Origin of the sequence: Moraxella sp. DOX410, assembly GCF_032248735.1 — a bacterium.
Lineage (GTDB): Bacteria > Pseudomonadota > Gammaproteobacteria > Pseudomonadales > Moraxellaceae > Faucicola > Faucicola tetraodonis.
In genome coordinates, this window is record NZ_CP135138.1 from 833,882 (window position 1) to 855,028 (window position 21,147).

A 21,147-nucleotide genomic window follows, 5' to 3' on the forward strand; every position below is an offset into this window, starting at 1 on the left:
CAGTCGTTTAGGGTTGCTATCTTTAACTGGTTGATTAGGCTTGAGGATTTAACGAGTTAGATAATGGCTAAAAAAACAATATATGAACAGGGTGCAACAAACCTATTATTTGATTTGTAAGTATTGATGAAAAATTAAGCGGAGCGTAAATGGCAGGCAACACCATCGGGCAAGTTTTTACCGTCACCACCTGTGGCGAATCACATGGCGCAGGACTTATGGCAATCGTTGACGGTGTGCCACCAGGGTTGCCTTTAACCGAAGCAGATCTGCAAATTGACCTGGATCGTCGTAAGCCGGGCACGTCAAAATTTGCGACCCAGCGCCGTGAAGACGATACAGTTGAAATTATTTCTGGCGTGTTTGAGGGTAAAACGACAGGTACGTCTATCGGGCTGTTGATTCGCAATACCAACCAAAAATCCAAAGATTATAGCGATATTAAAGACACCTTTCGTCCCAACCATGCCGATTATACTTATAGCATGAAATATGGGTTTCGCGATTATCGTGGCGGTGGTCGTTCATCAGCGCGCGAAACGGCAATGCGAGTGGCAGCAGGCGCGATTGCCAAGAAATATTTGAAACAACGGCTAGGGGTAGAAGTTCGCGGTTATGTCACCCAGATTGGTGATGTGGTTGCCAAACAGATACCTGAAAATACGATTGATTGGGAATTTGTCAACAGCAACCCATTTTTTTGTGCGGATATAGACGCCTTGCCAAAGTTTGAGCAGCTGATTACCCAATGCCGTGAGCAAGGGACAAGTTGTGGCGCAAAGCTTACCATATTGGCATCGGGTGTGCCTGTGGGATTGGGGGAGCCTGTGTTTGACAGGCTTGATGCGGATATTGCCCATGCGATGATGAGCATCAATGCAGTCAAAGGCGTTGAAATTGGCGATGGCATGGCAGTGGCGGGACAGTTTGGGCATGAGTCTCGCGACGAGTTAACCTTGCACGGCTTTAATGCCAACCATGCCGGGGGAATTTTAGGGGGGATTTCATCGGGTCAGACGATAGTAGTGAGTATTGCGCTAAAACCTACTGCCAGTATCACTACGCCGGGTCAAAGTATTGATATTCACGGCAATGCAGTAGAGATGCTAACCAAAGGGCGGCATGATCCTTGTGTCGGTGTACGTGCTACGCCGATAGCAGAAGCCATGCTTGCCATTGTGCTGTTAGACCATTATCTGCGTCATCGTGGGCAAAATGCAGATGTCACTGTGCCGCTCACCCCGATTGTATAATTTTTTAATAGGGGTATTTGGTTGCTATAAGGTTGCCACAATGCGTTGCCCCATTCAACTTGAGTTAACATTGGTATGACTGTGCCTGACCTTACCCTTGATGAGCAGCAGTACCATGCCTGGCAAAGCGAAATACTGGCGCAGATGGGTATTACACGTTGGGTGCGCCAAGATTGCCCTGTCAAAACGTTTGCTAATCTAGAAGATTTTGAGGTTGTTTCTTCCTATCAAGCGGTTGAGACCCTTGCTGCCATGCCACCGCAGTTACAACCCGCTCAAACTGGGTTAACGAGCGAACTTGCGCCTATTGATACAACGCCAGACTTCAATCATCCTGTTATTGCGGATGATGCCATTGAGAGCGCAGTAAAATTACCGCCAGCGAGTCTGGCAGATTTTCACCCGCATGATGTACCTTTACCCAACGATTCATCTTTACCCCATTATTCACCTTTAAAAAGCGACCTTGCGCCAAATAATGATGGGTACAGTGATGCTGGGCACAGTGATGAACGGTTCAATAATGAACAGCTCAGTGATGAATTACTCACTGCCAGTTTTGATGTGCAGGCGATAGTCGTGGGTGAGTGGACACTGGTGGTTGACAGTCATTTTTTGCAGACAGACAGTCGCCAACACCAGTTATGGCAACAAATCATTAGTGGATTAAAAGCGTCAGTGCATTTTTTTAATTTTCCCTTGCTCACCGATAGCCAGCATTTACCCAAAGCCACGGTGCAATTAATGAGCAGCTACCCGATGGCAGTTGCAGGGTTTTCGGGATTTTTATACCGTATCAATCAAGGCAATCCCAAGGTGGGGGCATTAACGCCATTACCTGACTGTTTGGATGAACAACCGATACAGCGTCTGCCTTATCTGCTAGATATGCTCGATGATTATCGCCTAAAACGCCAACTTTGGCAGTTGCTAGCCAGTTAAACCCAATGAGCTGCCGATTAATGACGCATCTTTATGATTCATCGACTAGCCATATTGTGGTAAAGTATTTTTTTATGTCATTTCACACGATAACATTTCACACGATAAAAAGGAACGTGCTATGAGTGTCAGCTTTGATCAACGTGTTGCTAACTTTTGTGCAGGACCAGCGTCTATGCCGACTGCAGTGCTGCAAAAAGCGCAAGCCGAATTGTTAAATTGGCATGGCTCAGGCATGTCGGTGATGGAGATGAGCCACCGTAGCAGTGAATTTGTGGGCATTGCCTCAAAAGCCGAGCAGGATTTGCGAAAGCTGATGAACATTCCTGACAATTATAAAGTGCTATTTTTGCAAGGTGGCGCAAGCTTGCAGTTTTCAGCCATTCCTTTGAATTTACTCAAAGGGGAAGCTGATTATTTAGACACCGGCATTTGGTCTAAAAAAGCCATCAGCGAAGCCAAACGCTATGAGCAAGCAGGGCTAGGCAAAATCAACGTCGTTGCTTCTGCCAAAGACAGCAACTATACCACTGTGCCTCCACGTGATAGCTGGCAACTTAATGACAACGCCGATTATTTCCATTATTGCCCCAATGAGACCATCAATGGCTTGGCGATGTTTGATGTGCCAGCGGTCGATGTGCCCATCGTGGCGGATATGTCATCTTGCATCCTCTCTAGCCCAATAGAGGTATCAAAATTTGGACTGATTTATGCAGGTGCGCAAAAAAATATCGGTCCTGCGGGTTTGACGCTTGTGATTGTCCGTGATGATTTGATCGGTCATGCCAACTTAGTTTGCCCAAGTATCTTGGACTATAAAAACCAAGCCGACAATGATTCGATGGTCAATACGCCAGCAACTTTTTCTTGGTATTTGGCAGGTTTGGTGTTTGAGTGGTTACTTGAGCAAGGGGGTGTCGAGGAAATTTATCAACAAAATTTGTTAAAAGCGCAAAAGCTGTATGAATTTATCGACCAAAGCGATTTTTACCAAAACCCTGTCAACAAAGACAACCGCTCAATCATGAATGTACCCTTCACCTTGGCAGATAGTCAACTTGATAAAACCTTCTTAGCAAAAGCCGACGAAGCAGGGTTTTTGAATCTTAAAGGGCACCGTACAGTGGGCGGCATGCGCGCCAGTATTTATAACGCGATTGATTTGGCGACCATTGAAAAGTTAATCAGATTTATGCAAGAGTTTGAACAAACTAGCGTATAAAAAGATTTAACAATCATGCTACATTAAGACTTAACAGCTAAAATGCTTGTTAAGTCTTTTTTATAGTTAGCGGGTGTGGGGCATATGAGGGATAACACCTAGCAATACCAAGGTTTTTTGAAAAATAGTTGAAGGGGTCAGGCGGATGCAAGTGAAAAAAGACAGGATGATAAAACCAGCCCACTGGATGAGGACAATCACTAGCCTGACATTTGGCAAAAAATGCTGGGTGCTGGGCTTATTAGTGGTCGCGTCCGCTGCCAATACTGCTATCATCACTGGCACATCTATCGCTCACAACAGCACCGCACAATTTGCCCATGTCTCTCATTTACCGTATGCCAATCCCAACGCCCCCAAAGGCGGTGTGTTGAGCCTATCTGCCATCGGCACCTTTGACAGCATTAATAAATGGATTGATGTCGGTACGCCTGTGACCGGCACCGATTATTTGTTTGAAAGTTTGATGACAGGCTCGCTTTCTGAAGCGTTTGTGCAGTACCCACTACTGGCGGATAAAGTCACTTATGACCCAGATGACCCAAGCTGGGTTATCTATCACATCAACCCCAAAGCCTATTTTTGGGATGGCACGCCTGTGACGGCGCAAGATGTCAAAGCCAGTATGGATGCGCTGCTCACAAAAGGCGTGATGAGTATGCGTAGCTACTTATCGGATGTCAAAGAAACGCAAGTGATAGATCGACAAACCGTCAAATTTATTTTTAAATCCAAAGACAACCAAGAAATCAAACTGACCGTCGCGCAAATGCCGATTTGGTCAAAAAAATCGATTGATGGCTATTTTGATAAAGTCGGACTGACGCCACTGATGGGCAGTGGCGCATATAAAGTCGGCACAATCGATGCAGGACGCGCCATTACCTATGTGCGTGACCCCAATTATTGGGGCACCAAACCTGACGCAGGCGTGGTGGTAAATGTCGGTCGTTATAATTTTGACCAAATTAAGTATGTGTATTATCAAAACCCCGAAGTGGCATTTGAAGGCTTTAAATCAGGCGAATATTTTTTCCGTGTCGAAAACAAAGCGCGGACATGGGCAACGGGTTATAACTTTCCTGCCGTCAAAGCAGGCATGATCATAAAAGCGCAAATCGCCAATAACAATCCCGTACCGATGCAAGCGATTGTGATGAATTTGCGCCGACCGATTTTTCAAGACATTCGGGTGCGCCAAGCGATGACACTGGCGTATGATTTTGAATGGCTCAATAAAACCATGTTTTATGGGCAGTATGAACGCTTGCAAAGTTTTTTTCATGGCTCAGAACTTGCCGCAACCGGCACGCCAACGCCCCAAGAACTGGCGGTTATCAATCCGCTATTACCTGACCTTGAGCCCATTCAAAGACAGGCTGTTTTAAGCGATTGGCAAGCCCCAAAATCAACTGGCGATGGCTTTAATCGAGACAATTTATTAAAAGCACGTGAATTGCTGCTACAAGCGGGTTTTAAATACCAAAATATGAAGCTATATCAGCCAGATGGACAGCCCGCCAAAATCGAATTTTTATCCGCTGACGAAAAAAACGCGCGAATCGTGTTGCCTTTTTTACGTAACCTGCAACGACTCGGGTTTGAGACAAGCTTTCGCCAAGCCGATGTCCCTCAGTACCTAGAGCGCACTCGCAGATACGACTATGACATGATTATCGATATGTTTGCCCAAAGTTTGTCACCTGGCGCAGAGCAAACCTATATGTGGGGTTCACAAGCCGCAGACGAAAAAGGCAACCAAAACTCGGCGGGTATCAAAAACAAAGCCATTGATGCGGTGATTGCCAAACTCATAGTGTCGAAGAATCGTGACGATATTGTGCTATACAGCAAAGTATTAGACCGTCTGCTACGGGCGGGCTATTATGTCGTGCCGACTTATGGCAAACATACTGACAATGTGGCGTATTGGAAATTTTATGAACATGGGCCGCTGCCAAGCAATGCCATCGGTATCGATTATTGGTGGGCGAACAAAGACAAACAAGCACAAGTCATGCAGTATTTAGGAAAATAATAAGGAATAAAACAATGCTAAAAATCCACCCAATCCCAGCCTTCACTGACAACTACATTTGGGCGATTATCAATGATGAAACACAAGAAGTGATTATTGTTGATGCTGGCGATGACAAGCCTGTACTCGATTTTGTCAAAAATCAAAACCTCACAATTAGCCAAATCTGGGTGACCCATCATCACAGCGACCACATCGGCGGCGTCACAGCATTGGCAAATGCGTTTCCAAACGCACAGATTTTTGCACACGCCAATATTCACCCGTTAATCAACGCCACGCATTTAATCCCCGTCGCTGAAGGGCGCGAATTAACCGCTTGGGGCAGTCCTGTGCAGGTGTGGCAGGTGGCAGGGCATACCGAAAATCATTTAGCGTATTTAGTGACGCTTGATAACCGTCTGCATATTTTTTGTGGGGATACGCTATTTCGCGCAGGTTGTGGCCGTGTTTTTACCGGCACGATTGAGACGTTGTTTGAAAGCTTTGAGCGTTTTGCGCAGTTACATGATGATGAAACGCTATTTTATCCTGCCCATGAGTATACTTTGTCAAATCTTAACTTTGCCCAGTTTATCGAGCCCAATAACCCAGCCATTGCACAGGCAATAGCGCATGACAGTGAGTTACGCCAGCAAAATACGCCAACCTTGCCGACCACGCTTGCCGATGAAAAAGCCATCAATCCGTTTATGCGTGCAGTGATTGCACCCAGTGATGAGATGATAACAACCGTACAAACGCAGACAGGCATTGAAGATGGCAGCCCGTTTGAGATATTTAAAGCCTTACGTCAACTAAAAAATAACTTTTAAGGCTAACAGTTAAGGCTAATAATGAGGGAAAACAATGAGGGATAACCATGGGCAAATATATTGTTAAACGGCTGTTATTAATCATCCCCACCTTGTTTTTGATTCTGCTCACCAATTTTGCCATTGTCCAATCGGCGCCTGGCGGTCCTGTCGAGCAAAAAATATCCCAAATTGAAGCAGAACAAAAACAGGGCGCCACCCAAACCCAGCTGTCAACGACCACTTATCAAGGCAGTCGGGGTTTATCGCCAGACATGGTCGAGGCTATCAAAAAACAATATGGCTTTGATAAACCCGCGCTCGAGCGGTTTTGGCTCATGCTGACAAGCTATGCCAAGGGCGATTTTGGTACCTCATTTTTTAAAGGCAAACCGGTGGGCGAGCTGATTTTGGATAAAATGCCCGTGTCGATTTCGCTAGGGCTTTGGAGTACGCTACTGATTTATCTAATCGCTGTGCCGCTTGGGATTGCCAAAGCCAGACGCCATAATTCACTGATGGATAAAACCACCGCGTTGCTGCTTGCGGTGAGTTATGCCGTGCCTGTGTTTGTGCTTGCGGTGGTGTTACTGGTGATGTTGGCAGGGGGAAGTTATTGGCAGATTTTTCCGCTACAAGGCTTGGTGAGTGAGAATTTTGATAAGCTGTCCACGTTTGGCAAAATCAAAGATTATTTTTGGCATTTGGCATTGCCCATCACGGCAAGCACGATAGGCGGGTTTGCGGGACTCGCATATTTGACCAAGTTTAGTTTTATGGAAGAGTTGAACAAACAATACGTGCTGACGGCTCGCAGTAAAGGGTTAAGCGAAAAAAAAGTGCTATACGGTCATGTATTTCGCAATGCGATGATGATTATTATTGCAGGCTTGCCGTCGGCGATTGTGGGAATATTTTTTACCGGCAATTTTTTGATTGAAGTAATTTTTAACTTGGATGGTTTGGGACGACTGGGGTTTGAAGCGATTGGGCAGCGCGATTATCCGGTGATTTTTGGCACGTTGTTTATTTTTACCTTGATGGGGCTGATTTTGCAGTTGATAAGTGATGTGACTTATCATCTGATTGATCCCCGTATTGATTTTGAGGGTCGCTAATGCTGATAAGACATCCTGTTTGGCAAGCCCGCATTCACCGCTTTCGGTGTAACCGGTTGGGATTTTTTTCGCTCATCATGTTTAGCCTGATTTTCCTTGCCTGCATGGGGGCAAACCTTATCGCCAATGACAAGCCGATACTGGTTAATTATCAAAATCACTGGTATTTTCCCATCGTCAAGTCTTACCCCGAAACCACCTTTGGCGGTGTGTTCGAAACCGAAACCAACTACCAAGACCCTGTAGTCAAAGACCTAATCAACCAACATGGCTATATGATTGAGCCTATGATACCGTTTGCCGACCAAACGCCAAGTGTCATGCGCTCGGTGCCGTTTCCTGCCCCACCCAATGCCCAAAACTGGTTCGGTACCGATGACCAAGGTCGAGATGTGCTGGCAAGGGTATTGTATGGTTTGCGTGTATCGCTATTATTTGGGTTGGCGTTGACGGTGGCAGGGTCAATTATTGGCATTGCGGTGGGGGCGGTGCAAGGGTATTTTGGCGGCTGGACAGATTTGGTGGGTCAGCGGTTGATGGAAGTGTGGGGCGGTTTACCACAGCTGTTTATGATTATTATTTTGGTCAGTCTGTTTAGCCCCAGTGTGTTTGTGTTGTTTGGCTTAATGCTGCTCTTTGGCTGGATGGGGCTCGTTGGTCTGGTGCGTGCTGAGTTTTTGCGAGCGAGAAATTTTGATTATGTGCGGGCTGCCAAGGCGATGGGCGTGAGTGATGGCAAGATTATGTTTCGCCATATTTTGCCCAATGCGATGTCGTCGAGTCTGTCACAGTTGCCGTTTATTTTGACCGCGAATATCACGGCACTCACCACGCTCGATTATTTGGGCTATGGCTTGCCTGCAGGGTCGCCGTCTTTGGGGGAGCTAATTTCGCAGGGAAAAGATAATTTGGATTCACCGTGGCTCGCTTTGGCTGGGTTTTTTAGTTTAACGATTGTGTTGTCGCTGCTGATTTTTATTGGGGAAGCGCTGCGAGATGCGTTTGACCCACGGCAGTCTTGAATTAACTAAAATTCAATGCAGAAATCAACCCAAAATGCTGAGTAAACGGAATAAAATCCCTATCGCAAAATAACAGGGGTAATTGATGTTCAACGCAAAAACTAGCAATCATCACATCATTGGCTTTACGAATGGTAATGCCTTGTTTGCGTAATTGGCGGTAATAATCAGCGTATTTAATCGCATTTTGTTGGTTTAAAATATCGTAACATAATAAACTATCAAGGGCATTTTTGGCTTGATTGTAGTCTGTATCAAGGCGAAAACCTTGCAAAATTTCCATCAAAATCACGTCAAAAATCGCCACATTACTTGCCTCAAGCTGCGTGTCCAAAAAATCGGTGTGAGGTGTTGAATGACCGTTAAAATAGTCTATCCAAACGCTAGTATCAGCGATGATAGGCAAGTTCACGCTTCGACACCTGTTTTACGTATTTCGGATAAGTCGCCTTCCCAATGCAGTTTGCCCCGTAAGTCACGGATTTTTTGTTGTTGGCTTTTTTGCAAGAGTAGCTTTAGCCCTTGTTCGACGGCTTCTTTTTTAGTTTTAATGCCTGTGGCTTGTAGGGTCTGTTGCATTAGATTGTCATCTATTATGATGTTAGTTCGCATATCATTTCGCCTTTGTGTATGATTCTTTGATATTATACACATTTTAATAAATAGTTAAAAGGATAAAAATATGAGTTCAGGTTTTGTGGCGGGGACGCTCGTGCATACGGATAAAAGTTCGATCATTCAAGGAAATGATAAATGAACGAGTTACTCAAAGTCAAAAATCTAACCATTAAATCCGCCACCCAAACGCTGGTCGATAACCTATCCTACACCCTGCACACAGGCAAAACCCTTGCCATTGTGGGTGAAAGTGGCTCTGGTAAATCCATCTCAAGCCTTGCTTTACTCGGACTGCTACCAAATAGCCTAAGTATCACAGGACAAGCCACTTTAACTGATGTTAGCGATACGCAAAACCCCAAACCAATCATTTTACCGATTGAAAAAAATAGCCTAAGCAAAGATAACCAAAACGTCTTTCGCCAAATCCGTGGCAAACGTATCGGCATGATTTTTCAAGAGCCGATGACTGCCTTAAACCCCTTGCACACGGTGAGCAAACAAATCGCCGAATCGCTTGCTATGGCTGGCGTGGCAAAAAAACACTGGCGACAGCGTACCCTAGAGCTGCTTTCCCAAGTCAATATTGCTGACCCTGAAAGCAAACTTGCCCGCTATCCGCACGAGCTCTCGGGTGGGCAACGACAGCGTATCATGATAGCGATGGCACTGGCGCAAGACCCTGACATTATTATCGCAGACGAGCCAACCACCGCCCTAGATGTCACGCTTCGCCATGAGATTTTGCGGTTACTGCATGGGCTAAAAAACGAGCGGGGCATGGCGATGATTTTGATTAGCCATGATTTAAACCTTGTCAAACGCTACAGCGACAATCTCATCGTCATGCAACAAGGCAAAGTCATGGAGCAGGGGGCAACCCAAGCGATTTTTGACCATCCGCAGCAGAGTTATACTCGCTCATTGATTTATCAAGATTTTGGACAAAGTTTGCCCATCATTGACAATTCACCCAGTGTTTTGGAAGTTAAAGCGTTAACCATTGCTTTCCCCCAAAAAAATAATATATTGGGTCAAACCACCCAATGGTTTGAGGCGGTCAAAGGGTTAAATTTGACCCTTACTCAAGGGCAATCCTTGGGTATAGTGGGCGAGTCGGGGTCTGGCAAAACCACCACGGCTTTGGCACTCATCAAATTATTGGCTAATGCTATCAAGGTGCAAGGTCAGATTTTGCTGTCAGCCAATGCTCACATGACGGACGTTTTAGCGTTGTCGAATAAAGCCTTTTTGCCGTATCGCTCGGATATGCAAATGGTATTTCAAGATCCATATGCCAGTATCAACCCACGATTTAGTGTGTTTGAGATAATTGAAGAAGGGCTAACCATCCAAGGTATGGCAAAAACGGAGCGTGAAAAAGCGGTATTAGCGGCCTTAGACACGGTGCGGTTGCCACGAGATTTTATCAGTCGTTATCCGCATGAACTTTCAGGCGGTCAGCGTCAGCGGGTGGCACTCGCGCGGGCATTGGTGATGAAGCCCAAAATTTTGTTACTCGATGAACCCACATCGGCGCTTGATAGCAGCACCCAAGTGGCAATGGTGAAGTTATTGCGAGATATTCAAGCAAACTTTGGCTTAAGCTATATTTTTATCAGCCATGATTTGCAGGTGGTTAAGGCATTGTGCCAAACGATACTAGTATTGAAAAATGGCGAAACACAAGCGTATGATACGACAGACAATATCTTCAGCCAACCACAAAATCAGTATGTGACTGCCCTAATTGCGCACAGCAGTGAAAACTAGCGGGTTTGCTGTCAAAACATTAGAAATTTAACAATTATCGTGAACCATGTTGTTACGTAAGTTTGTTTGAGTATAGCCAATTTATCCTAGTCATTTAACCCTAGTGATTTTATTACAAGCACTTATACAGCGACTTGATTACATGCACTTCACTACAGCCCCTTTAGCAATTGTTAAAAGTTAACCATGCCAAATTCCATCATTACCGAAGACAAAAAGCCACAGCATGACGTATTTGCTATAGCTGCCTTGACCCCCGCGCAAACCAAATATTTGCCAATCGTGGTGGCAATCGCCTTGTTTATGCAAATTTTAGACTCAACGGTGCTCAATACCGCTTTGCCTGCGATGGCGCATGATTTGAGTCAGCCTGCGTTATCAATGCAGTGGACGGTGATTAGCTATGCGCTCACTTTGGCAATTTTTACCCCGATTAGTGGTTTTATTGCTGATAAATATGGCACTAAGACCACCTTTATGGTGGCAATTGGCGTGTTTACCGCAGGCTCGATGATGTGTGCGGTGTCACCAACGCTCAATAGCCTAATTTTTTCTCGCGTGGTGCAAGGATTGGGCGGTGCGATGCTCATGCCTGTGGGCAAGTTAACGCTGATTAAAAGCTATCCGCGAGAACGTATGCTGTCGGTGATGAATTATGCGGTGATGCCTGCGATGATTGCGCCCGTGATTGGGCCTTTGGTCGGGGGATATTTGGTGGAGCTTGCAAGCTGGCATTGGATTTTTTTGATTAATATTCCCATGGGCGCATTGGGGATGTGGGCAGGGTGGAAACTGATGCCCAACTATCTACAGCGTAATCCTAGCATGGATTTGCTTGGATTTTTGCTGTTTGGTGGCGCGATGGCAAGCTTTACTTTTGCGCTCGAGTTTGCCAATAACATTCATGCCGATAATCTGGCTTCAGCGGTTTTTCCCGTGATGGTTGCTTTATTGGCGATTATGCTGCTCATTGGCTATTATTATCACGCCAAATACTCAGAATCGCGTAATGGACAACAACCGCTATTTGGCTTGGATTTATTTCAAGTGCGTACCTTTCGGGTGGGAATCGTTGGCAATTTGCTGACCCGTTTGGGGATGAGTGCGATTCCTTTTCTACTGCCGCTACTACTGCAAGTGGTGCAGGGCTATTCGCCGTCACAAGCGGGCTGGATGTTGGCACCGATTGCGGTGGGCGCACTGTTGACCAAGCCGCTGGTCACGCGTATTGTGAAACAATTTGGCTATCGTAGAACATTGGCGGGCAATACCTTGTTGATTGGGGTTAATATCATGCTGCTATCACAACTCAATCAAACCACGCCGATTTGGCTAAGTGTGCCATTTTTGACTTTTATGGGGGCGTGTAATTCGCTACAATTTAGCACGATGAACACCATCAGTATCGCACGGCTTCGCCCAAGTCAAACCAGCAGTGGCAATAGTTTATTGTCCGTCAACCAACAGTTGGCGATTAGTTTTGGGATTGGCTTTGGGGCGATGCTGTTACATTTACTGACGCCCGCTCGCGCCTCGCTGGCACAGACGCAAACCGCGTTTTCATACAGTTTTATCATATTGGGTATCATGACGATTTTATCTGGGCTGTATTTTTTGCGATTGCACCGATTTGATGGCAAAGGACTATACCAGTAGTCGGCCTTATATTTCACTCATTTTTATGATAATTTTAATCCTTTAACCCGATTGTCCCTAATTGACCCTAATTGCTATTCTATTGGCGCAATCGTTTTGGAAACCCTATGCTATCCCATGCTTTTTCAATGATAATTGATACCCGTTGGTGTCTTAATGAACTGCTAAAAGATGGCGTCATTGACCAACGTGATTATAATTTGGTGATGACCCATAACCGCAAAACCTTGCATCCCCTGCAAGTGATTGCAGGCTTTCATCTGGTCGATAAAACCACGCACATGGCGCTCACTCTTGACCAACTCAATCGCTGGTTGGCACAAAAAGCAGGCGTTGATTATGTACGTATTGACCCGCTGAAAACCGATGTGCCCTCAGTGACATCGATTATGTCATTTGAATATGCGCGCTCGCAGCACATTTTGCCAGTCGCCGTCACCCAAGATACGGTGGAAATCGGTACTGACCAGCCATTTTATCAAGATTGGCAGCTCAATATTGCGCATATCGTGTCGCCCAAAAAAATCAAAACCGTATTAATCAGTTCTGAGCAAATCAACCGCTATCGCCAAGAATTTTATCAAGTCACCAAAGCCATCGCGGGGGCAAACCATCAGCAAAAACGCGCGGATGCCGATATCACCAATGTCGAAGCGTTATTACAACTGGGCAATGCCGCCAATATTGAAAACCCCGATGCCAATGACCAACACATCGTCAAAATTGTCGATTGGTTATTACAGTACGCTTTTGACCAACGTGCCAGTGACATTCACTTAGAGCCGCGCCGAGATAAAAGCAACGTGCGTTTTCGTATCGATGGTATTTTGCATACGGTTTATCAAATGCCGACTGGGATTATGACCGCGGTGGTGGCTCGGATAAAAATTTTAGCAAGACTCAATGTCGCTGAAAAACGTAAACCGCAAGACGGACGGCTCAAAACCCGTACCCCTAAAGGTCAAGAAACCGAGCTACGGTTATCGACGCTCCCCACTGCGTTTGGCGAAAAATTGGTGATGCGGGTATTTGACCCAGAAGTACTGGTGCGCTCTTTTGAACAGTTGGGGCTGACAGGGCGAGATTTGCAAAAATGGGATGACATGACCCGTAAAGCTAATGGCATTATTTTGGTCACAGGTCCGACAGGCTCGGGTAAAACCACGACGCTGTACAGTACCCTCAAAAAACTGGCGACAGAAGAAGTCAATGTCTGTACCATCGAAGACCCCATTGAGATGGTGGAGCCGTCGTTTAACCAAATGCAAATTCAAAACAATATTGATTTGACCTTTGCTGACGGTATTCGCTCGTTGATGCGTCAAGACCCCGATATCATCATGATTGGCGAGATTCGCGATACCGAAACCGCAGAAATGGCGGTACAAGCCTCGCTGACTGGACACTTGGTGTTATCGACCTTACATACTAATGATGCACCCAGTTCGTTGACGAGGCTGCATGATTTGGGCGTGGCGCCGTTTTTAACCTCAGCGACTATCTTGGGCATCATGGCACAGCGTTTGGTGCGTACCCTTTGCCCGCATTGTAAATCCAATAAGCCCATGAATGACATTGAGCAGCAGACTTGGCAAGCGTTAGTCAGTCCTTGGAAAGCCGCAGCCCCAGATAGCATCAATCATGCCGTTGGCTGTGAACATTGCCGTAATACCGGGTATCTTGGGCGAGTAGGGGTGTATGAAATCATGGTGCTTAGTAATGCGCTTAAAAAATTGATTAGCGAAGGCGCTGACTTGTCGCAAATCGCGCAAAAAGCCTACCAAGATGGATTGCAGCCGTTAAGACTGGCAGGTGCAAAAAAGATTGCCGAAGGTATTACCACGTTTGAAGAAGTGATGAGAGTGGTGCCGTTAACTTAGGCGGCTACCCATTATTTGAAAGACAAAAAGTAAAAGTTAAAAAATAACCGGCAACAAAAAAGCCTAAACGTAAAAGTTTAGGCTTAATCAATGGTGCCCGGGGCCGGACTTGAACCGGCACGCTCGTAAGAGCGAGGGATTTTAAATCCCTTGTGTCTACCAATTTCACCACCCGGGCAGGGTAGTCACAGCACTGACGCTTGGCGTCGTGTGGTGTCTGTGTCAGAAGTGGGTGCTATTATAATCAGTTTTGTTAACTTTGCAAGCAATTTTTTACGATATTTTTCGCGTTTATTGCTGACTCATAATAACAAAACACCCATAATAATAAAACAATAGTACCGCAAAATGAAAATGGAGGCTGAGGCCGGAATCGAACCGGCGTCCGCGGATTTGCAATCCGATGCATGGCCACTGTGCTACCCAGCCATTTCATTTAGGTTTGCTATGATAGCAAAAATTTTTAAAAGTGCAAGGACTTTTTTAGCCATTTGAGCAATGTAATGAAGGATTGTGAAGGGTATTTGAGCGCTAATTTAGCGGTTAAACATTTTCAATGGATGTTATCACACCGCAAAATCGGTTAAAATAACGCAAATTTTTTGCTAACCGACTTTTTGTTGACCGATTCGTTATTGATTGAGGAACCACCATGACTGCGACAGTGTTAGATGGCAAAGCGTATGCCAAACAAATGGAAGCTGAACTTGCCGAGCGGGTTGCCAAGTTAAAACAAGACTCTGGACGCACGCCGATTTTGGCAACGATTTTGGTGGGTGATGATCCTGCCTCTGCAACTTATGTCAAAATGAAAGGCAATGCCTGTCAACGTGTGGGTATGGATTCCTTAAAAGTTGCAATGCCACAAGCCACCACCACCGAGCAACTATTGGCAAAAATTGCCGAGCTTAACAACAATCCAGACGTACATGGGATTTTGCTACAACACCCTGTGCCCAGCCAAATTGATGAGCGTGCCTGTTTTGATGCCATTGCACTGGCAAAAGATGTGGATGGCGTGACTTGTTTAGGCTTTGGCAATATGGCAATGGGCGAGCCTGCGTATGGTTCTTGCACCCCGCAAGGCATTATGTATTTATTAGAAAAAAACGGCGTTGAGCTTGCGGGTAAGCATGCGGTGGTCGTGGGTCGTAGCGCGATTTTGGGTAAACCGATGGCGATGATGCTATTAAATGCCAACTGTACTGTGACCATTTGCCACTCACGTACCCAAAACTTGGCAGAATTGGTCAAACAAGCGGATATCGTGGTGGGTGCTGTCGGCAAACCAGAACTTATCAAAAAAGATTGGATTAAATCGGGCGCCGTGGTGGTCGATGCAGGGTTTCATCCGCGCACCCATGCGGATGGCACGAGCGGTGGCGTGGGTGATATTGAGCTGACAGGTATCGAAGCTATTGCCTCAAGTTATACCCCAGTGCCAGGTGGCGTAGGTCCAATGACCATCAATACACTCATCCGTCAAACGGTAGAAGCGGCAGAAAAAGCAGCAGCAAAATAATGGATTTGAATTAAAAAAGGAAGTGTTTGAAGCTTCCTTTTTTTGTACATTTTTTTTGTATTCATTTTTTTACCATGACTTATGACTGGAAATCTTTACGTGACTGTTGTTAAAACTTCCGCTTATAAAAATTCGCCCTATAAAACTTCAATGCCATCAAATACTTCTGACCCATCAACCGTTTTTCACCAACTGATTACCGCATTGCAGCAAGTGTTGCCTAGCGCTAATCTTGCCAAGACATACGTGCCATTATTATCTAAGCCGAATCAACCTTTTTATTTATGGCTTATTGATCCAGATTTTTGTCATGAAGATTTGACGCTAGCGGTGATAGAAAATCTGTGGAAGAATTGTCCATATTGGGTGTTTGCATGGGCGTCCGGGCAAGTATTGGCGCAGTATATTTTGCAGCAGCCACAGATGGTGCGCAATAAAGTGGTGATGGATTTTGGCGCAGGGTCGGGGATTGTCGGTATTGCCGCAAAAATGGCGGGTGCAAAACGGGTCATTTGCTGTGATATTGATAGCGTGAGCCTGACTAGTTGCCGAGCTAATGCGCAATTAAATGGGATAACGGTTGAACTGCTAGATAATTTATTTGAGTTAAAACAGCAATTGGGCATGGATAAAGTCGATGTGCTGTTGGTCGCGGATGTGCTGTATGACAAAGCCAACTTGCCGTTATTAGATGTGTTCTTACAATACGCGCATGAGGTTTGGGTGGCTGATAGCCGCGTCAAAAACTTTGCTCACCCGCGCTACCACAAGGTAACGACGTTGGATAACACAACCACCTTGCCCGATATGGATGAAGCCAAGCAGTTTAACCAAGTGGTAATTTATCGCGGCACCGATTGACTGAGAAAGTAGCAGGGGAACAGCAGTATAGGTAGTATATGCTCGCAAAAAACCCTCACCTTTGTTTTCTGTATTTTTAAGCCTATGAAATAATTTGTAACATAGTTATCGCATTATCGCTATTTTCAAGGCATAATAAGCCACACCCCTATTTTTAATCATCTGTTTGTTCAATACCATCCCCGATGGCATGCATCGCGGTATTATTATTGATGACAACAGCTAGATGATTACCCTCCCGTTTTACGTTTAGAAAAGGAATCCTAATATGAGTATTTGTATCACTGCCACAGGATTATATACCCCGCCTTATAGCATCAGTAACGAAGAGTTGGTCGCTACTTTTAACCAATATGTTGATAACTATAATGCCAAAAATGCCGATGCCATCGCCCGTGGTGAGAAGACGGCACTTGTGCACTCGACGGCTGAATTTATCGAAAAAGCCTCAGGTATCAAATCCCGCTATGTGATGGAAAAAGACGGAATTTTGAACCCAGATATCATGGCGCCTGTGATTCCTTATCGCAAGCTTGGCGAAGAGATGTCTATCATGGCAGAAATGGGTCTAGATGCACTGAAACAAGCACTGGACAATGCAGGTCTACAAGGTAAAGACTTAGACGGTATTATTGTTGCTTGTTCAAACTTCCAACGCGTGTATCCTGCCATCGCCATCGAAATTCAGCAATATATTGGCATGCAAGGCGGTTTTGGCTTTGATATGAATGTCGCCTGTAGCGCAGCAACCTTTGGTATCGCCCAAGCGGTCGGTCTGATCAAATCTGGCACCGCCAAACGTGTCGCCATGGTCAATATCGAAATTACCTCAGCGCACCTTAACTGGCGCAACCGTGACAGCCACTTTATCTTTGGCGATGTGGCAACGGCGACAATTATCGAAGAGCTCGCTACACCCAAAGGCTATGAAATTTTAGATAGTCATTTGTTTACCCAGTTTTCAACCAATATTAAAAATGAATACGGCTTTTTGGATCGCAGTGAATTCTTAGCCGCTGGCACACCGATGTATCCTGATATCGACGCACCTGTGACTGACAAATTGTTCTTGCAAGAAGGTCGCAAAGTATTTCGTGAAGTGTGCCCTGCCGTGTCCAATTTAATCCTTGAGCTGCTCCATAAAAACCACGTTGAGCCACAACAGCTCAAAAAAATGTGGCTACACCAAGCCAATGCCAACATGATTGATTTGATTTTACGCACCGTGTTGGGCAAAGAAGCGGATAAATCAATCGCGCCTATGGTACTGGCAGAATATGCCAATACCAGCTCCGCCAGTCCCATGATTGTGTTTCATAAACACCAAGAAAATATGCAATCGGGTGATTTGGGTGTGATTTGCTCGTTTGGCGCAGGTTACTCAATTGGAGGTGTGTTGGTCAAAAAAGTCTAAGCTTTTTATTGCCTCTCACGAAACTCATGCAAATCCCCCCAAAATGTGGCAAAATATCCGATTATTTTGCCATTTTTATTTTTAAGCGCACATTGCGCCAAAACTTTTAAGCCCTAAATTAAGCCAAAACTTTTAAGCCATCATTATGAAAGAATCTTTACGTTTTCGCCTTGACCAAATGTCTGACCGTTTCGAAGAAGTCACCGCCATGCTGTCTGAGCCAGAAACTATGAATGACAACAAAAAATTCCGTGAATTATCGGTTGAGCACAGTGATTTATCCGCATTGGTCGATGTCTGGGGCAAATACCGCCAAGCGGAAGAAGATTTGGCAACCGCTGAAGAAATGCTGTCAGATTCAACTGGCGATGGCGACATGAAAGAAATGGCGCAAGAAGAAATCCAAGCCGCCAAAGACACCATCAATGAGCTTGAAGACGTGCTCAATGTGATGATGCTGCCTAAAGACCCGAATGATAAAGTGCCTGCCTTCTTAGAGATTCGAGCAGGGACGGGCGGCGATGAAGCGGCAATTTTTAGCGGCGATTTGTTCCGTATGTACGAGCGTTATGCGGCAACCCAAGGTTGGACAGTGGAAGTATTGTCCGAGAACGAAGGTGAGCATGGCGGCTATAAAGAAATCATCAGCCGCGTATCGGGTACGGGTGTGTATGGCCGCTTAAAATTTGAGTCGGGCGCACACCGAGTGCAACGGGTGCCAGAGACTGAAAGCCAAGGACGGGTACATACTTCGGCTTGCACGGTCGCGGTGATGCCAGAGGTTGAGATTGATGATACCGTCGATATCAACCCTGCCGACTTGCGTATCGATACTTATCGTGCCAGTGGGGCAGGTGGTCAGCACATCAATAAAACCGACTCTGCGGTGCGTATTACCCATATTCCAACAGGCACGGTGGTCGAGTGTCAGCAAGAGCGTAGCCAACACGCCAACCGCGATAAAGCCATGAAAATGTTGGTATCCAAAATTCAGCAAGAAAAAGTACAAAAACAAATCGATGCGTCAAGTGATATGCGTCGCAATTTGGTCGGTAGTGGTGACCGCTCGGAGCGCATTCGCACTTATAATTTTCCCCAAGGGCGGATGACCGACCACCGTATTAATTTAACCTTGTACAAACTCGATGCCATTATGCAAGGCGATTTGGATGAACTTTTAGATAGCTTACTGCGTGAACATCAGGCGGATTTGATGGCATCGGTGAGTGGGGAAGAATAACGAGTATGTTGGATTAATAGGATAAAACTTTATTTTTACCATTTGGCATAAAAATTTTAACTTTTGATAGTGTAACTAAAATTGTGGGAAAACATCATGTCACAGCAAAACCAAACTGAAAATGCAGCAACCGAAGCGCATGTGGAAGACAGCCAAGACGTCAACGAACTTATCAAACAACGTCACAGCAAACTTGATTTAATCAAACAATCAGGCAAAAATCCTTACCCAAACCAATTCAAACGCAAAGAATATGCCCAAGACTTGCAGCAGCAATTTGCCGATAAAGACAAAGAAACATTGGCAAACAGCGATAAAGTCATGGTGACAGTCGCCGGTCGTATCATGCTCAAACGGGTGATGGGTAAAGCCAGCTTTGTGACCATTGCCGACATGACAGGGCGTATCCAAGCCTATGTCAGCAAAAACGACTTGGGCGAAGAGATTTATAATGACTTTAAAACATGGGATATCGGTGACATTATTGGTGTGACAGGTTATGTATTTCGTACCAACACCGGTGAATTATCTGTGCATGCCACCGAAGTACAGTTATTGACCAAATCACTACGCCCACTGCCAGACAAATTTCATGGGTTAAGCGACACTGAGGCTCGCTATCGTAGCCGTCATCTTGATCTGATGACCAATGAAGACAGCCGTAACGCCTTTATTATCCGTAGTAAAGTCATTGCTGGTATTCGTGAGTATATGCTAAATGAGCGTTACATGGAAGTCGAAACCCCGATGATGCACGTCATTCCAGGCGGTGCGGTGGCTCGTCCATTTGTCACCCATCATAATGCGCTTGATATGCCGCTTTTTTTACGCATTGCGCCAGAGTTATACTTAAAACGTCTAGTCGTCGGTGGTTTTGAGCGTGTGTTTGAGATTAACCGTAATTTTCGTAACGAAGGGGTATCGGCGCGTCACAACCCAGAATTTACCATGATTGAGTTTTATCAAGCCTATGCCGATTACGAAGATTTGATGAAACTGACCGAAAATATGTTTGAAAAACTGGCAAACGATATTTTAGGTACCACGGAGATTGATTATCAAGGTGAAGCAATTAGTTTTAAAGCACCATTTGAACGCTTGCCAATGACCAAAGCGATTGAAAAATACGCGGATAATTTTGACATGAGCAAAATTGCAGACCGTGATTATCTAGCGGATTATGCCAAAAACGTACTCAGACAAGACGTTAAAGACATCTTTGGGATTGGTAAACTGCAAACCATCATCTTTGAAGAAACTGCAGAAACCAAACTGCGTCAACCAACCTTTATTACAGAATATCCTGCCGAAACTTCACCACTAGCACGCCGTAACGATGACAATAGCGAGATTACTGACCGTTTTGAACTATTTATCGGCGGGCGTGAAATTGCCAACGGCTTTAGCGAACTCAATGACCCAATCGACCAAGCTGAGCGCTTTAAACAACAAGTGGCTGAGAAAGACGCAGGCGATGATGAAGCGATGCATTATGATGCAGAGTTTATCGAAGCCTTGTCCTATGGCTTGCCACCGACTGCAGGCGAGGGCATCGGTATTGACCGTTTGGTGATGTTATTTACCAATGCACCGAGTATTCGTGATGTGATTTTGTTTCCGCATATGCGCCGCAAAGACGTTTAAAAAATGCCAATATAGCATTAATATAGCGTTAGCTTTCAAAACCGCAGTCATTATTGTGACTGCGGTTTTTTATGATAATCCAGTCATCATTGAATACAATAATGAAGCCCGTAATATCAAAGATATCTTTTGAAACAAAACTAATAA

Annotated in this window: 17 protein-coding genes and 2 tRNA genes; 15 read left to right on the top strand and 4 right to left on the bottom strand. The window is 45.3% G+C overall.

The window, feature by feature from the left end; all coding sequences use genetic code 11:
* Positions 1 to 149 precede the first annotated feature (149 nt).
* The 7 genes from aroC to RNZ41_RS03840 all read left to right on the top strand — a co-directional run bounded on the left by aroC (position 150) and on the right by RNZ41_RS03840 (position 8,392).
* A complete protein-coding gene (aroC, locus tag RNZ41_RS03810) occupies positions 150 to 1,253 on the top strand; it encodes a chorismate synthase (RefSeq protein ID WP_159374982.1) in 1,104 nt (367 codons plus the stop codon).
* 75 nt (positions 1,254 to 1,328) lie between these two features.
* Positions 1,329 to 2,195 (top strand): hypothetical protein, encoded by an 867-nt coding sequence (locus tag RNZ41_RS03815; RefSeq protein ID WP_096489131.1) that lies wholly within the window; start codon positions 1,329 to 1,331, stop codon positions 2,193 to 2,195.
* Positions 2,196 to 2,316: 121 nt separating this feature from the next.
* On the top strand, positions 2,317 to 3,420 hold the full coding sequence (serC, locus tag RNZ41_RS03820; protein ID WP_314027616.1) for a 3-phosphoserine/phosphohydroxythreonine transaminase: 1,104 nt from the start codon (positions 2,317 to 2,319) through the stop codon (positions 3,418 to 3,420).
* A gap of 166 nt (positions 3,421 to 3,586) precedes the next feature.
* The gene (locus tag RNZ41_RS03825; protein WP_314027617.1) at positions 3,587 to 5,458 is read left to right on the top strand and encodes an extracellular solute-binding protein; all 1,872 of its coding nucleotides are present in this window, start codon (positions 3,587 to 3,589) and stop codon (positions 5,456 to 5,458) included.
* A 14-nt stretch (positions 5,459 to 5,472) separates the two neighbouring features.
* The gene (gene gloB, locus RNZ41_RS03830; RefSeq protein ID WP_314027618.1) at positions 5,473 to 6,273 is read left to right on the top strand and encodes a hydroxyacylglutathione hydrolase; all 801 of its coding nucleotides are present in this window, start codon (positions 5,473 to 5,475) and stop codon (positions 6,271 to 6,273) included.
* Between the two features lie 47 nt (positions 6,274 to 6,320).
* Positions 6,321 to 7,370 carry a microcin C ABC transporter permease YejB gene (yejB, locus tag RNZ41_RS03835; protein WP_314027619.1) on the top strand — a complete coding sequence of 350 codons (1,050 nt, stop codon included), beginning with the start codon at positions 6,321 to 6,323 and terminating at the stop codon, positions 7,368 to 7,370.
* Positions 7,370 to 8,392, top strand: a complete 1,023-nt coding sequence (locus tag RNZ41_RS03840) for an ABC transporter permease (RefSeq protein ID WP_096489126.1) — start codon at positions 7,370 to 7,372, stop codon at positions 8,390 to 8,392. Before yejB ends, RNZ41_RS03840 begins: the two co-directional genes overlap by 1 nt.
* Position 8,393: 1 nt before the next feature.
* Here the strand turns inward: RNZ41_RS03840 and vapC are convergent, their stop codons facing one another.
* Complete coding sequence (gene vapC, locus RNZ41_RS03845) at positions 8,394 to 8,804, bottom strand: type II toxin-antitoxin system VapC family toxin (protein ID WP_173846724.1); 411 nt, start codon at positions 8,802 to 8,804, stop codon at positions 8,394 to 8,396.
* On the bottom strand, positions 8,801 to 9,004 hold the full coding sequence (locus RNZ41_RS03850) for a type II toxin-antitoxin system VapB family antitoxin (RefSeq protein WP_060994389.1): 204 nt from the start codon (positions 9,002 to 9,004) through the stop codon (positions 8,801 to 8,803). The genes vapC and RNZ41_RS03850 overlap by 4 nt, the downstream gene beginning before the upstream one ends.
* Positions 9,005 to 9,145: 141 nt before the next feature.
* Between RNZ41_RS03850 and RNZ41_RS03855 the strand changes: the two genes are divergently transcribed.
* The 3 genes from RNZ41_RS03855 to tfpB all read left to right on the top strand — a co-directional run bounded on the left by RNZ41_RS03855 (position 9,146) and on the right by tfpB (position 14,319).
* Positions 9,146 to 10,783 carry an ATP-binding cassette domain-containing protein gene (locus RNZ41_RS03855; RefSeq protein WP_096489125.1) on the top strand — a complete coding sequence of 546 codons (1,638 nt, stop codon included), beginning with the start codon at positions 9,146 to 9,148 and terminating at the stop codon, positions 10,781 to 10,783.
* A 186-nt stretch (positions 10,784 to 10,969) separates the two neighbouring features.
* On the top strand, positions 10,970 to 12,439 hold the full coding sequence (locus tag RNZ41_RS03860; protein ID WP_173846723.1) for a DHA2 family efflux MFS transporter permease subunit: 1,470 nt from the start codon (positions 10,970 to 10,972) through the stop codon (positions 12,437 to 12,439).
* A gap of 107 nt (positions 12,440 to 12,546) precedes the next feature.
* Positions 12,547 to 14,319 (top strand): type IV pilus assembly ATPase TfpB, encoded by a 1,773-nt coding sequence (gene tfpB, locus RNZ41_RS03865; protein ID WP_314027620.1) that lies wholly within the window; start codon positions 12,547 to 12,549, stop codon positions 14,317 to 14,319.
* A gap of 91 nt (positions 14,320 to 14,410) precedes the next feature.
* Here the strand turns inward: tfpB and RNZ41_RS03870 are convergent.
* Both RNZ41_RS03870 and RNZ41_RS03875 read right to left on the bottom strand, forming a co-directional pair.
* Positions 14,411 to 14,497 (bottom strand) — tRNA-Leu (locus tag RNZ41_RS03870).
* A gap of 177 nt (positions 14,498 to 14,674) precedes the next feature.
* A tRNA-Cys gene (locus RNZ41_RS03875) sits at positions 14,675 to 14,748 on the bottom strand.
* A gap of 223 nt (positions 14,749 to 14,971) precedes the next feature.
* Here RNZ41_RS03875 and folD point away from each other — a divergent pair.
* The 5 genes from folD (at position 14,972) to lysS (ending at position 21,000) form a co-directional block, all read left to right on the top strand.
* On the top strand, positions 14,972 to 15,841 hold the full coding sequence (gene folD, locus RNZ41_RS03880; RefSeq protein WP_036589930.1) for a bifunctional methylenetetrahydrofolate dehydrogenase/methenyltetrahydrofolate cyclohydrolase FolD: 870 nt from the start codon (positions 14,972 to 14,974) through the stop codon (positions 15,839 to 15,841).
* A gap of 150 nt (positions 15,842 to 15,991) precedes the next feature.
* Complete coding sequence (locus tag RNZ41_RS03885; protein WP_314027621.1) at positions 15,992 to 16,702, top strand: class I SAM-dependent methyltransferase; 711 nt, start codon at positions 15,992 to 15,994, stop codon at positions 16,700 to 16,702.
* A gap of 268 nt (positions 16,703 to 16,970) precedes the next feature.
* Positions 16,971 to 18,116 carry a beta-ketoacyl-ACP synthase III gene (locus tag RNZ41_RS03890; RefSeq protein ID WP_099834189.1) on the top strand — a complete coding sequence of 382 codons (1,146 nt, stop codon included), beginning with the start codon at positions 16,971 to 16,973 and terminating at the stop codon, positions 18,114 to 18,116.
* A 145-nt stretch (positions 18,117 to 18,261) separates the two neighbouring features.
* Entirely contained in the window at positions 18,262 to 19,356 is a 1,095-nt protein-coding gene (gene prfA, locus RNZ41_RS03895; RefSeq protein ID WP_060994394.1) for a peptide chain release factor 1, read from the top strand.
* A gap of 96 nt (positions 19,357 to 19,452) precedes the next feature.
* On the top strand, positions 19,453 to 21,000 hold the full coding sequence (gene lysS / locus RNZ41_RS03900) for a lysine--tRNA ligase (protein WP_050325068.1): 1,548 nt from the start codon (positions 19,453 to 19,455) through the stop codon (positions 20,998 to 21,000).
* Positions 21,001 to 21,147: the final 147 nt, after the last annotated feature.